Origin of the sequence: Actinotignum timonense (genome assembly GCF_030216305.1) — a bacterium.
GTDB lineage: Bacteria > Actinomycetota > Actinomycetes > Actinomycetales > Actinomycetaceae > Actinotignum > Actinotignum timonense_A.
Window position 1 is genome coordinate 270,762 of the sequence record NZ_JASOKT010000001.1, and the last position, 13,264, is coordinate 284,025.

General features: G+C 61.6%; 13 protein-coding genes and 3 tRNA genes. 6 read left to right on the top strand and 10 right to left on the bottom strand.

Annotation, left to right across the window (positions count from 1 at the left end; all coding sequences use genetic code 11):
• Positions 1 to 33: 33 nt before the first annotated feature.
• Complete coding sequence (locus tag QP305_RS01215) at positions 34 to 1,065, top strand: ChbG/HpnK family deacetylase (protein ID WP_284903433.1); 1,032 nt, start codon at positions 34 to 36, stop codon at positions 1,063 to 1,065.
• Between the two features lie 757 nt (positions 1,066 to 1,822).
• On the opposite strand, the gene QP305_RS01220 is transcribed toward QP305_RS01215, so the two are convergent.
• From QP305_RS01220 to gltX, 5 genes are all read right to left on the bottom strand, one after another.
• Entirely contained in the window at positions 1,823 to 2,071 is a 249-nt protein-coding gene (locus QP305_RS01220; RefSeq protein WP_284903435.1) for a hypothetical protein, read from the bottom strand.
• A gap of 93 nt (positions 2,072 to 2,164) precedes the next feature.
• Positions 2,165 to 2,237: transfer RNA gene (locus QP305_RS01225), tRNA-Glu, on the bottom strand.
• Between the two features lie 25 nt (positions 2,238 to 2,262).
• Positions 2,263 to 2,334, bottom strand: a tRNA-Gln gene (locus QP305_RS01230).
• A gap of 214 nt (positions 2,335 to 2,548) precedes the next feature.
• Complete coding sequence (locus QP305_RS01235) at positions 2,549 to 3,589, bottom strand: hypothetical protein (RefSeq protein WP_284903436.1); 1,041 nt, start codon at positions 3,587 to 3,589, stop codon at positions 2,549 to 2,551.
• 26 nt (positions 3,590 to 3,615) lie between these two features.
• Positions 3,616 to 5,118 carry a glutamate--tRNA ligase gene (gltX, locus tag QP305_RS01240; RefSeq protein WP_284903437.1) on the bottom strand — a complete coding sequence of 501 codons (1,503 nt, stop codon included), beginning with the start codon at positions 5,116 to 5,118 and terminating at the stop codon, positions 3,616 to 3,618.
• Positions 5,119 to 5,143: 25 nt separating this feature from the next.
• On the opposite strand from gltX, the gene QP305_RS01245 reads away from it, so the two are divergent.
• The 4 genes from QP305_RS01245 to aroE all read left to right on the top strand — a co-directional run bounded on the left by QP305_RS01245 (position 5,144) and on the right by aroE (position 10,050).
• A complete protein-coding gene (locus tag QP305_RS01245) occupies positions 5,144 to 6,337 on the top strand; it encodes a MalY/PatB family protein (protein ID WP_284903438.1) in 1,194 nt (397 codons plus the stop codon).
• A gap of 55 nt (positions 6,338 to 6,392) precedes the next feature.
• Positions 6,393 to 7,136, top strand: a complete 744-nt coding sequence (locus QP305_RS01250) for a fumarylacetoacetate hydrolase family protein (RefSeq protein WP_101595075.1) — start codon at positions 6,393 to 6,395, stop codon at positions 7,134 to 7,136.
• Between the two features lie 69 nt (positions 7,137 to 7,205).
• A complete protein-coding gene (locus QP305_RS01255) occupies positions 7,206 to 9,188 on the top strand; it encodes an AMP-dependent synthetase/ligase (RefSeq protein ID WP_284903439.1) in 1,983 nt (660 codons plus the stop codon).
• Between the two features lie 4 nt (positions 9,189 to 9,192).
• Positions 9,193 to 10,050: a shikimate dehydrogenase gene (gene aroE / locus QP305_RS01260; protein WP_284903441.1), complete on the top strand. Its 858-nt coding sequence runs from the start codon at positions 9,193 to 9,195 to the stop codon at positions 10,048 to 10,050.
• Positions 10,051 to 10,096: 46 nt separating this feature from the next.
• On the opposite strand, the gene QP305_RS01265 is transcribed toward aroE, so the two are convergent.
• The 3 genes from QP305_RS01265 to QP305_RS01275 all read right to left on the bottom strand — a co-directional run bounded on the left by QP305_RS01265 (position 10,097) and on the right by QP305_RS01275 (position 11,112).
• Positions 10,097 to 10,178, bottom strand: a tRNA-Leu gene (locus QP305_RS01265).
• Between the two features lie 156 nt (positions 10,179 to 10,334).
• Entirely contained in the window at positions 10,335 to 10,805 is a 471-nt protein-coding gene (locus tag QP305_RS01270) for a peroxiredoxin (protein WP_284903443.1), read from the bottom strand.
• Positions 10,789 to 11,112, bottom strand: coding sequence for a hypothetical protein (locus tag QP305_RS01275; RefSeq protein ID WP_284903444.1), 324 nt, complete (start codon positions 11,110 to 11,112; stop codon positions 10,789 to 10,791). The genes QP305_RS01270 and QP305_RS01275 overlap by 17 nt, the downstream gene beginning before the upstream one ends.
• A 129-nt stretch (positions 11,113 to 11,241) precedes the next feature.
• On the opposite strand from QP305_RS01275, the gene QP305_RS01280 reads away from it, so the two are divergent.
• Complete coding sequence (locus QP305_RS01280) at positions 11,242 to 11,778, top strand: DUF4916 domain-containing protein (protein WP_026429485.1); 537 nt, start codon at positions 11,242 to 11,244, stop codon at positions 11,776 to 11,778.
• Here the strand turns inward: QP305_RS01280 and rdgB are convergent.
• Positions 11,775 to 12,398 (bottom strand): RdgB/HAM1 family non-canonical purine NTP pyrophosphatase, encoded by a 624-nt coding sequence (rdgB, locus tag QP305_RS01285; RefSeq protein ID WP_284903447.1) that lies wholly within the window; start codon positions 12,396 to 12,398, stop codon positions 11,775 to 11,777. The genes QP305_RS01280 and rdgB overlap by 4 nt on opposite strands.
• Entirely contained in the window at positions 12,389 to 13,180 is a 792-nt protein-coding gene (rph, locus tag QP305_RS01290) for a ribonuclease PH (RefSeq protein WP_284903449.1), read from the bottom strand. The genes rdgB and rph overlap by 10 nt, the downstream gene beginning before the upstream one ends.
• Between the last annotated feature and the right edge of the window lie 84 nt (positions 13,181 to 13,264).

The following is a 13,264-nucleotide window of genomic DNA, read 5'->3' on the forward strand; positions in this document are numbered from 1 at the left end:
TTTCGGTAACGTGAGATGGATATTTTTGGCGACATGATTGCATCCCACCCCAACTCCTCGGCCCGCACCGTGGCGGTGTGCGCGGATGGGCTGGGGCGCAATCGTGCCCTCAATAACCTCATTATCGAGATGCTGGAACGCGGGCATGCCACCTGCGCCACCCTCCTGGTTGCGGCCCCCGCGGCGGAGCATGCCCTGCGGGCTTTGGCGGCCGTCGGCATCGATCCAGGGCGGATTCTGCTGGGTTTCGCTATTAGTTCGCAGGGGCCCGGGGCTCCGTGGCGCGCCGTCGGCCCGCATGCCTCAAGTTTGACGGACCGCGGCGGGCGCTACCTTTCCGCGGAAGAAAACGCCGCTCCCCCGCAGCTCGTGCGCGAAGATATCCTCACGGAATTGGCTGCGCAATTCTCCTGGATGGAAGACCGCGGGTATCGCCCAGCGGGTATCGCCGGGCCGCGCTACGGTCGCGATTTTCGCGGGCGCGGCCTGGTTATTGATTGCGCGCTGGAATTTTGCGCGCGTGTTGGGGTGCCGCTGCGGTACGCGCGCCGGGGTGATCCGCTTCTGGCGGCCTCGCGTTATCTGGCGGATCGTGGTGCAGGTGCCGGAGAGGGTGCGGCGCGGCATGCGAACTCCGGTACCGATGCGGATGTGGTAGCTGCGCACGCTCGGCGCGTGGAACGTGCGGATGCTCTTGGGGTGCTTCTTCCGAACGACGTCGTATTCTTCCCACCCGAGTTCCCCGCCGAAAGTTACGGGGAATTACGCCATGCCTACCTTTCGGCTTTGGAGGAATGCGCCGGTCCGGCAATCCAGGTGGTATTGACTCCGGCCCGCGAGGATAGCGGAGCCGGGCGCGGGGAATGGGAAACCCGGCTCATGCGCGATCCCTCATTCTTGCGGGCGGTAGCAAGGGTGCGGTGTGCTAATGCGCAAGGGATATCTACTGTGCCGGCTGGCAGCAAGGCCGCATTGAAGCTTGTTGAAGGTAAGCCCGTGGCAGCGAGTAACACCGGATTTGACGACGATGTTATGTACAACGTGATTGATAATATGCGTAAATGACGCGCTCTTCGCGGGTAAGTAGACAGAAATGGTTGCTATAACACCCGGACTTTCCCTTGCTATACCAACGAAAAGTCGGCCTTATTGAGGTCGAGCACCTCAATAAGCTGGCTTCCTTGACATGCGTTGCGTGACATGCCTCGACGGAAAACTCGTTCCGCCCGGGCTGCCACGCGCCACAGTCACGGGGTGGGCAGAGGTGCCAGAGTGCGCTTTCTGGGCCGTGTAGTCGCCATAGTGCGCGTTAGAGACATGAAATCGGATGCAAACGGTGCTCTCCCTCGCACTTCGTCTACGGACCCAGTTCGTACGGATCCAAGCTGGATCCAAGCCAACGACACGCCGTCGTTAGCAACTATTTTTGTCTATTAACCCCACCAAGTGCACATTCAGGACGGGGCTGCCGTTGCTGTAACTTTGATTTCGGACAAACGCGGCGACCTTCCCGCCAGAGCGTCATGGATCTCACTAACTTCAATAGTCACACCAGCACCTGCTGGGGTGGTATGTGTTTTCAGAGCTGGACTGCACTTGTCGTACATGCGAAGTACATCCCGGAAAAACATACCCTCCTCGCCGGCGCGGCGGTCGGCTAGGCAGGACAGCGAGGCAAAGTGTGAGTCCGGGACATCGCCTCCCACAGGATGTGCGTAAGAGACACAGAACCGCCCCGAAACGGTGCTCTCCCGCACACTTTGTTTGCGGGACGCGGTTCACGGTAGTTCCGGGCCGGATCCAAGCCAACGCCACGCCGCCATTAGTCCCACTTTGGGGGTGCGGACGGGGCTGCGGACTGTCTATTAACTCGGTCCGCTTCTTCGCGGTAGAAATCCACGAAGCCTTCAAGTGCTTCAACCTCTGGACGTAGTGCAGCCTCTTTGTCGTTCATCCAGTAGTTTTCCGCTCTTTCGTTATAGTCATCACGGGTGGTGCGCAGCTCGTCCAAAATCTCATTCTGACGAGCGAGTACCTGGTCGAGACTTGTATAGCGCCCTCGGATAATCATGTGGTTCCACCTCCCTGCATTCTCATCCTAGAGGCTGCGGCTGAGCTGAGACGACTCAAGGCGGGAAAACCGAAGCTTTCCCGCCTTGTGCTGTACCCCGTACCGGATTTGAACCGGTGTTACCGCCGTGAGAGGGCGACGTCCTAGGCCGCTAGACGAACGGGGCCTATGAGAATGCCGAAGCATCATCGCTGGGGTACCAGGACTCGAACCTAGAATGGATGAACCAGAATCACCTGTGTTGCCAATTACACCATACCCCAAGGGTGTGAACCTCAGAATCGTTACGTTCCCGAGGACGACAGATAAAAAGCTTAGTGGAATCTCCTCGAGCTAGCAAATCCGCTGGACGTGTGACGCACCACGTTCTCGGTCCGCGCTAGTTCAAGCGGCGCACCTGCTCGAGCTGCACCCGCGCCGGTACAAACGGGCAGCCAGCTCGAACTGCACTTGCGCAGGCGATGCCGAAACCCGTCACTACCATTCACGCACGCGGCCCTGCCGCTCAGCTTCCGCGCTCAAGGCATCCGGTACCCGCAGCCAGATACGCGAACCGGGCGTGCAACCGGTGAGCATCGTATAGCCGTCACAGGCGGGCAGCGAGGAAAACATAGAGCGCACAGCCCCGGCGATGGTGATGTCCACGGCGTCGTAATCGCGGCGGGCCCGCGCCCAATTGACCGTGTAAGTATCCAGGCCGTCAAGGGCCTCCGGACTCCACATCCGCTCCAGGGGGATCCGGAGCGGGAAGCGCTCCACCAGCTCGACCCAGTCGGCCGTGGTCACAATCCGGTAGATCCGCGAATCATCCAGCTGCGCCACCTTCGGGAGTTCGGTAGCGAGCAGGCGGGAGCGCGGGTAGTCGCCGGCGTCGTCGCCGAAAAATGACCAGGTGCTGGAGAGCTCCCCGAGGTGGTGGCCGGTGAAGAACTCGCCCACGTCGAAACTGAGGTAGCTGAAGGCGATATAGTCCTCCGGGCGCGCCGGATTATCCGCCGGGCCGAGGATCTCGATGATTTGCGAACTGATATCCCAACCAAGCGGCCTACGGCTGCGGCGCGAGCGGTGGCTGCGGCGGTGACTGGGCAGCGCAACCTCGTGGAAGCGCAACTGCTGGGGCCCGAAGCCCGCCTCCCATTCGGGTGGAATACGCTGCTCAAGTGCACAATCCCGCGTAGCGGCTTCCTCCGCGCTCAAGGCCCAATCCGCGGCAAGAACGCGCTCAATATTCGCGTTAAAAGCAAAATGGATGGAGAACTCCCCCAGCGCCAGGTTCACGCGCTGGAAAGGCCCCAGCTCAGCTACCGGCCAGGATGGTTGGGAATTTTCCGCACCGAATAGCTCTACCCGTGGGACGCACTCCACGCTGCCATCATCCATGGTGAGAGGCTCGAAAAATACTCGTTCACCAGCGCCCGCCGCCACCCGCTCCCAGGCCCTTCCCCAGGCACGCAGGTAGGTTCCCGGCGCGGGAAAAGACGCGGCGGGCCGCGGCGGCGGCGTCGTACATACCACCATCGCGGCCCTCCCCGTCAGTCTCTCAACTACCCGGAAATCTTTTCCAGGAGTTGGTCAATGCGCGCCACCGCTTCCTCACGCCCGAGGATAGCGATGGAGTCAATCACCGGGATGGACACATTCGTGCCCGTCATCGCCACGAAAAGCGGGCCGAAGGCGAAACGCGGTTTGATACCGAGGCCCTCCACCAGCGCCGCATCGAGGGCGGGCTTAATAGTTTCCGGCGTGAAATCATCCAGAGCGTTCAGCGCTTCACGAGCCCCGCGCAGCGCTTCGGGCGCCGAATCACGCAGCTTCGAGAGGGCTTTCTCGTTGTATTCCAGCTCCGCCGCACCAACGAAAAGGAAGCCGAGCAGATCCCGGGCCTCGCCCAGCAGCTGCATGCGGGTCTGCGCCAGCGGCGCTGCCGCGTCAAGAATTTCCCGTTCGCGATCCGTGAGCTCCTCATAGGCGCCGCCGCTGAGCACCTCGCTGAGATAAGGAACGAGGCGGCGGGTGTAATCGGCCACGTCAAGGAGGCGGATATGGTCCGCATTAATCGCCACGCACTTTTTGTCATCAAAACGTGCCGGGTTCGGATTGACATTGTGGATATCGAAATGCTCCACAAGTTCTTCCTTGCTGAACACATCGCGTTCGGCGGAGAAGGACCACCCGAGCAGGGCCAGGTAGTTGAGCAGGCCCTCCGGGATCATGCCCCGTTCGCGGTGGAGCAGCAGATTCGATTCCGGATCGCGCTTGGAGAGCTTCTTGTTACCCTCCCCCATCACGTAGGGCATATGGCCGAAGCGCGGCGTCCACTTCGCGATGCCCAGTTCTTCCAGGGCGCGGTAGAGCACGATCTGGCGCGGTGTGGAGGAGAGCAGATCCTCCCCGCGCAGCACGTCCGTCACTTCCGTGAGGGCATCGTCAATGGGATTGGTGAGGGTGTAGAGCGGATCGCCATTGGCGCGCACAATCACGTAATCCGGGGTGGAGCCGGCGCGGAAAGTAATATCCCCGCGGATCACATCCGTGAAGGTAATATCCTCATCGGGCATGCGCATGCGCAGCACCGGTTCGCGCCCTTCCGCGCGGTAGGCGGCCTTTTGTTCTTCGGTGAGGTTGCGGTCATAGCCGTCGTACCCGAGCTTGGGATCCTCCCCGCGTTCGCGGTGGCGCGCCTCGATTTCCTCCGGGGTGGAGAAAGATTCATAAGCGTAGCCGCGCTCCAGGAGCTGAGCCGCGACCTTGCGGTAAATATCCCCGCGCTGGGATTGCCGGTAGGGACCGTGCGGGCCGCCCACTTCAACCCCTTCATCCCAGTCCAGCCCGAGCCAGCGCAGGGAATCAAGAATCTGGTGATACGACTCTTCAGAATCACGGGCTGCGTCGGTATCTTCAATGCGGAAAATAAAAGTTCCACCCACGTGCCGGGCGTAGGCCCAGTTAAAGAGGCAGGTGCGTACCATACCGACATGCGGGGTGCCGGTGGGTGAGGGACAGAAACGAACTCGGATCTCGCGTCCGGTAGCAGTTGTGATAGCCATGATGGGTTAAGGATACGCTACGGATATGACATATGATTTCGACACTCGCACCGTCTCCGATCTCATCGCGCAGGGCTCGCATAAGTGGTCCGCTTTCGGGGATGCTATCGCCATGTGGGTGGCCGAAATGGACTTGGGAATCGCGCCGGAAATTCGCGATTACCTGGTGAGCGCAGCGCAGCGCGGCACCCTCGGCTACCTTCCTCCCCGCGAAATTCCGGGGATTATGAACGCAGTTTCCACGTGGCTCGGCCACTTCGGCCCGGCGCCCAGCCCGGAACGCATGTTCCTCATTCCCGAAGTTTTGAGCGCTTTGCGGATCGCGATCACGCAGTTCACAGCCCCGGACGCCCCGGTCATTGTCCCCACCCCAGCATATATGCCGTTCCTCACACTTCCCGGTGAGTACGGCCGGGAGGTACGCCAGGTGCCCTCGATTTTCCGCGAGGGTCGCTGGGAGCTGGACCTTGAGGCGCTGGAAGCGGCGCTCACCCCCGGTTCCCTCCTGGTTTTGTGTAACCCGTGGAACCCGGCGGGCCGATGTTTGACCGGTCCGGAACTCGACGCGGTTGCGGCCGTGGTGGAACGGCGCGGGGCTCGCGTTTTTGAGGATTCCATTCACGCCCCGGTACTTATCGACGGCACCTACGTCCCTTACGGCCCGCGCAGCGCGGCCACCCGCGCGCATACGATCAGCGCGATTAGCGCGACGAAGGGCTGGAATATCCCCGGCCTCAAGGCCGCGCAGCTCATTTTTTATAACGACGACGACGCAGCCCGCTACGCGCCCCACGCCAATGCCTGGAGCTCTCCGACCTCCACGCTGGGAGCCCGGGCCACCGCAATCGCTTTCGAAGAGGCGCTGGATTGGAATCGCGCGGTGTGCTCCTATATTGGCGAGACCCTGCGGATTGTTGAGGAGCGGGTTCGGGCCTGGCCCGGGGTGCGCATGGCCCACGTGGAAGGCACCTATATTGCTTTCCTCGATTTTTCCGAGGCGGAATTTGTGCGCGCGGAAGAGGAACGTGCCCGCAAAGAGGCGCGCGAGCCGAAGGGCGCCGTCGCCGCTATATTGGAGCGGGCCAATGTGGCACTTACGCCCGGGCGGGCATCGGGCACTGGTTTTGAGCAATGGGCCCGCATGGTGCTGGCCACCCCGCGCGCGATTGCCCTGGAGGCCCTGGATCGGATCGAAGACCTGCTGGAGGCGGGAGCGTAACGCCCCTTCGGGGCGCCGGTCGCTAAAGTCTAGGTGAAATACTAAGGTTAATGATATGAAAATAGCACGCTTGAGTTTGAGCCAGGGGCCGCGCTACGCGGTCTACGACGAAGGCGCCGATGACTTCGTTATCCTCGCCGATGATCCGATTTTCGGGGAAATTCAACCGACCGGGGAACGGGTGGCCGCCGCCGATGCCGTGCTCCTCTCCCCCATGATTCCGCGCTCGAAGGCGATTGGCTTCGGCAATGCGACCGCGCCGGGCGCCACCGCCGCTGATCTTTTCTTCTTTATGAAACCCAATACGGCGGTATGCGGGCCCGATGATCCGATTATTATTCCGGAGTGGGCCAGCGAAGGCCTCGCCCACGAAGTGGAGCTCGGAATTATTATTGGCCGGGTTGCCAAGGATGTTCCCGAGGAGCGCGCGCTGGAGGCCGTTTTCGGTTACACCATTATTAATGATGTGACGGCCCGCGGGGATGTGAACGGGGCGCAGAAGATGTTTGATACCGCCCTCCCGGTGGGCCCCTATATCCTCACTGATATTGATGTGAGCGATCTGGCGATGACCTCGCGGGTGAACGGGGAAACCTACACCCGGGCGCGAACCTCCGATTATCCGCTTTCCGTGGCGCAGTCAGTGGCGGCGGCGTCGCGGCGCTGCACCCTGCTTCCCGGCGATATCATTCTGCCCGGTGCCTTTAACGGTGAGCCCCCGCTGAAAGCGGGCGACGTCGTGGAATGTGAAATCGAAGGTTTCGGGGTGCTGCGCAACCCGGTCCTCGCGGCGAACTAAATAAAGCGGGCATCAACTACACAACCGGGGCCGCACCCGCGCCGCGGGCAGGCCCATGCAGGAGGATAGATGAAGAAGCATCGCGATGGTTCCCTATCGCAAAAAGCTCCTTTCAAGAACGAGTCGTATCACACGGTTCCGTGGCTGCTCGCGCAGCGGCAACGCAAGCATCCGCGCGATATCGCGGTGCATATCCAGAGCTCGATTGGCGGGAACTGGAAACCGTTGACGATTACGGAATTCCTCGAGCAGGTGCGGCTTACCGCCCGCGGGCTCATCGGCCTGGGGCTCGGGCATGGCGAACGCATCGGGATCCTCGCGGCAACCTCCTACGAGTGGGCGCTGCTGGACGCGGCCGCTTTGCATATCGGGGTGGTGCCCGTTCCTATTTATGAAACAAGTTCCGCGAAGCAGATCGCGTGGATGGTTGCCGATGCGCAGATTACCCATATTTTCACCGATACTCGCGCCCACGCGGAATTAGTGGATTCGGTGACCCCGCCCGCGATTCCGCCCGCAACCGTCATGACGGAAGATTGGCGCGCTGCGCTCAATGCCGCGGCTCTTGAAGTTCCCGAAGAAGACCTGGACGCCCGCATCGCGGCGGTTACGGCCGATTCGCTCGCCACCATTATTTACACCTCGGGCACCACCGGGGATCCCAAGGGCGTGGAACTCACCCACGGGAATTTCGCGCGTACCGTGCTGGGGACCTGGCATTACGAACCGGAGATTCTCAATAATCCACAGGCTTCGCTGTTGCTGTTCCTGCCCATGGCGCATGTGATGGGGAGGATTTGCGCCTACTTCGGGCTAGCCACCCGTATTTCGGTGGGCTTCGTGGGGAATCTCAAGAACCTCATGAGCGACCTGGAGACTTTCAAACCCACCCTCCTGCTGGTGGTGCCGCGCGTTTTGGAAAAGGTCTATAACGCGGCCGAGGCGAAAGCCGGGGCGGGTCTGCGGCGCCGGATTTTCCGGTGGGCGGCCGATATTGCGGTGCAGAACGGCACCCGGCGCCGGCGCAGCCCTATTTTCGCGGTGAAACGCGCACTGGCACGCAAACTGGTCTTCAACAAATTGCGCGAGGCGATGGGCGGGCGGATTCGTTTCGCGATTTCCGCCGGGGCGCCGCTGGGCACCCGCCTGGGGCGCTTCTACCGCGGCATCGGGCTCACCGTGGTGGAAGGTTACGGCCTCACGGAAACCACCGGTCCGGCAAATGCCACGCGCGCGGCGAATCCCGTGCTGGGTACCGTTGGATGGCCGCTTCCGGGCATGCGTATTAAACTTGCCGACGACGGCGAAGTCTTGGTCAAGGGCCACTCTGTCTTCCGCGGTTACCATAACAATCCCGAAGCTACCGCGGCTGCCTTCGCGGACGGCTGGTTCCACACTGGGGATCTCGGGACTCTCGATAAGCGCGGCAACCTCACGATTACTGGGCGGAAGAAGCATCTCATTGTGACGGCCGGCGGTAAGAATGTGGCACCGGCGGTGCTGGAAGATAAGCTGAGCTCCCATCCCCTCATTTCTAATGTGGTGGTTTTGGGTGATGGGGAGCCTTTCATTTCTGCGCTCATTACTCTGGATGCGCAGATGCTTCCCTCCTGGCTTTCCTCGCACGGCTTGCCGAAGATGAGCCCGGCCGAAGCGATGAATTCCGAGGCCGTGAACGCTTCGCTCCAGCGGGCGATTGACCGCACCAATGCGCAGGTTTCGCGGGCGGAATCGATCCGGAAATTCGTGATTGTGCCCGGTGATTTCAGCGAGGCAAATGGCCTACTCACGCCCTCTCTGAAGGTACGCCGCGAAGTGGTGCTCGAACGGTACCGCGATGTGGTGGATGGCATTTACGGGGCGAATCATTCCGAGTCCACAAAGAAATCGGAGGCGAAGGAACGCCGGCGGGCGGCCCGGAAGGAACGGCGTGCGCAGCGCCGGCTCGAACGACTGCGGCGGCGCGGCGAGCGCGGTGGGCGTGGCGCGGCCGGGCAGCTCGGGGAGCGCAAGGGGCAGCAGTCTGGCGAGCCGGCCGGCGGCGAGAAGTAACGCGATGGGAATTGATGGGCGCACGGTTAGTTATGCCGTGATCGGGCACCCGGTGGGCCATTCCCGCTCCCCCGCTATGCATAATGCTTCTTTCGGACACCTGGGTGTAAACGCTGTTTACCTGGCTTTTGATATTGCTCCGGACGCGGGTGCGCGGGCAGTCGTAGCTTTACGAAACCTGGGTTTTGGCGGTTTTAACGTGACCATGCCGCATAAAACTGCCGTCTATGAGAGCGTTGATAAGCTCTCCGACGATGCCCGGCTCATGGAGTCCGTAAACACCGTTCACATCCGCGAGGATGGGAGCACGGTCGGGCACAATACCGATGGCCGCGGTGCTTTCGCGGCGGTGCGGGCAGCCGGATACGATCCTGGCGATTCGGTGGTGATTTTAGGGGCGGGTGGAGCTTCGCGCGCGATCTATACCCGGGCTGCCCTCGAAGGTGTATCCCGTATCCGGGTATTTTCGCGGCGCGGGCAGAATTACGAGCGCGCTATCGAGATTTTGGCTCGTTTGCGTGCCGAAACCGGTGTGGATGCCCAGCTTTGTGACCTTGCTGATGAGCATGCGCTGCGCCGCGAGGTTGAGGCCGCTTCCCTTCTGGTCAATGCCACGAGCGTGGGCATGAGCACCCATCCGGGTGCTCTGATCCCCGAAAGCTGGCTGCACCCGGGCCATATTGTTTTTGATGCGGTGTACGAGCCGCTGGAAACGGAGTTGCTACAGCGAGCCCGCCGCGCCGGCGCGGGATGCGTATCCGGCCTGGATATGCTGCTGTGGCAGGGCGTTTTCGCCGAAGAAATCTGGCTGGGCCGCACCGACATTCCCGTGGAGGTCATGCGGGCGGCCCTGTGCCAGTAGCGGCGTCGGCCTACATATACCCGCAGATAAGTAAGGCCGCAAAGAGTGCGCACGGAGGGACTCGAACCCTCACGCCCAAAGGCACTGGAACCTAAATCCAGCGCGTCTACCAGTTCCGCCACGCGCGCGTACCGGTCTATCCTAGCGGATTTCCCGGTGTAGGAAAATTCGGAAACGGCCAGGAAAGCCAGAAAAGGCCGGGAACGCCGAAAGGACCGAAAGATCAGAAAACTACCGCACGATCACAATGCCGAGCCAGCGTTCCGGCCCCGCGCCTTTCCTGATTATTCGTCGATACCGAGATCGCGGCGCAGCCGCGCCACATGCCCGGTGGCTTTCACATTGTAGAAAGCCGCTGCCACGGTGCCATCCGGATTGACCACCACGGTGGAGCGGCGCATTCCAATAACCGTTTTACCCCAGTTTTGCTTTTCTCCCCAGGCACCCCATTCACTTGCCACGGCATGATCTGGATCCGAGGCGAGCACAAAGTTGAGGCCTTGCTTCTCCCGGAATTTCTCCAGCGAAGTGAGCGAATCCGGGGAAACTCCCACCACGGCGTAGCCGGCCGAGCGCAGGGAATTGAGGTTATCGCCGAAATCGCAGGCTTCGGTAGTACACCCTGGGGTATTTGCTTTCGGGTAAAAGTACACGATGACTCCGCGGGCGCCGTCGTTCAAATGTTCAGAAAGACGGAAGATTCCCGCAGTACTTTCCAAGGTGAAATCCGGGGCACGATCACCAGAATTTAACATTATTTTCCTTCACAATAAGCACGGCCCACGCGATAAGCATGGCGATACCAATCCCGAGAGGCCACAGGCCCAGAGGCGTGGGCGCGAACCACAGCATAAACACCGCGCCGGCCCCGAATATCCAGGGACGTTCACTCCAGTACCCGAGCCCGCACGCCACCGCTCCGACCGTTCCGAGCGCGAGAATCACTCCGTATTGCGGAAGGGCATGCCCGCTGATGGCGATATACCAGCCCACAGCGAGGGTGAGCACGCCCAACGCAAGAATGGCGAGGGCGAGGCAGTTGAGATATCGAGCTTGGCGCATGCCACTCAGTCTAGCTTCCACATGGCGCGCCGCACCCCGCCCGCGCCGGTGCTCTACGCGAAAATGCAGATGTTTCGCGGGTAGCGTGGAGTGGACCACGCGGCCGTAAAGCCCGGCAAAATTAAGAACATGAGTGAAGTCGACGCAGCTGATATGGGTCCGTGGCTCAGCCCCGAGGAACTCGAATTTGTCCGGCACAAGGTCCCGATGGTGTACGTGGATATTGTGCCGGTTCGCCTGGATGAAACCGGGCGGGTGATCGCTATCGGGATGCTGCTGCGTGCCGATTCTGAGGGGATTTTGCGGGAGTTCCCCTCGGGGCGGGTACTGTTCCACGAACCGGTGCGCGCCGCGCTTATCCGCCATATCGATAAAGACCTCGGTTCGGTGGCACTTCCTCAACTGCCGCCCTACCTGGCGCCCTTCACCGTCACCGAATACTTCCCAACTCCCGAACCGGAGGCCGGGTATTACGATGCGCGCCAGCACCGGGTAGACCTGGCCTATATCATCCCCATTCACGGGGATTGCGATCCGGGAAATGACTCCCTGGAATTCACCTGGTTCACGCCCGGGGAGGCACGCACCGCGGAGCTGCAGGCGGAAATGTCCGATGGGCACGCCGCCCTCCTGCGCGCAGCCCTCGGCTATATTGGCCGCTGCTAAGCCCGCTCGGCTAGCACCTGCACGATCACCGGCGCCAGCTGGGCAAATGCCTTGCCGCGGTGGGAGATAGCATCCTTTTCTTCCGGGCTCAATTCCGCGTTGGAACGGCTGGAACCGGCCGGCGCGAAGATCGGGTCATAGCCGAAGCCCCCGCTGCCGCGCTCGGCGGTGAGGAGGCTGCCCGGCATTTCGCCTTCGCGTACTTCCTCACGGCCCTCCGGGGTTACCAGCGCGGCCGCACAATGGAAATGAGCACCCCGATTGGCCAGCGGCACATCCGCGAGCTGGGCGAGGAGGAGCTGGCGGTTCGCGGCGTCGTTTCCGTGGTGACCGCTCCAGCGCGCCGAAAAAATCCCGGGCGCCCCTCCTAGAATGTCTACGCACAGGCCCGAATCATCAGCAATAGCCGGCAGGCCGGTAGCCCGCGCGAAGGCCCGTGCCTTGATCAGCGCGTTCTGCGCGAAGGTGGTGCCATCTTCCACCGGTTCAGGAACCGCGAACTCCGCGCCGGAGACGAGCTCAATTTCCTGCAAGCACGGCGCCAGAATATTGCGAAGTTCCGTGACTTTATGGGCATTTCCGGTAGCGACGACGACGCGCCGCGGCTGCGCTACTTCCACTGGTCACCGCCGGTAAAAACATCGCTACGTACCGGATTCTCCCCCTCGAACAGCACCCGATGCTGGAGTTCGCGAAGTTCACGCGTGCCCTTATCAGCCAGGTCAAGGAGAGCCCCAAGATCAGCGCGGTTGAAGGGGTGGTGCTCCGCGGTTCCCTGAACCTCCACGTAATCCCCGCTGCCCAGCGCCACGATATTCATATCGGTATCAGCGCGCACATCTTCTTCATAAGGAAGATCGAGCCGCGGCTGGCCATCAATGATGCCCACCGAAACCGCGGAAACCGAGGTGGTGAGGACCGGGCGGCGCACCAACTTACGTGCCCGAGCCCAGGAGATGGCATCCGCCAGAGCCACGAAAGCGCCGGTAATGGCCGCGGTGCGAGTTCCGCCGTCGGCCTGCAACACATCGCAATCCAGGGTGATGGTGTTCTCCCCCAGGGCTTTCATATCAACGGCGGCGCGCAGGCTGCGGCCAATCAACCGCGAAATCTCATGGGTGCGGCCCCCGATTTTCCCGCGCACGGATTCGCGCGGGGAACGATCCGAGGTAGCGCGCGGAAGCATGGAGTATTCGGCGGTTACCCAGCCTTCCCCGCTGCCTTTGCGCCAGCGCGGCACCCCTTCTTCAAAGGAAGCAACGCAGAGCACGGTGGTGCGCCCGAAGCGCACCAGCACACTGCCTTCCCCGGTCTCAAAATAGTGGCGGTCAATAGTGACAGGGCGCATCTCATCTACGGCGCGCCCGTCCGCTCGCGTAGCGCTGGAGTTCTTTTCAGTCATGGCTTAAGGCTACCGCGCCGCTACGACATGAAAAATCCGCATAGCCAGCTGATGCCAAACCAAGCCCCCGCAGCCCCGCCCAAG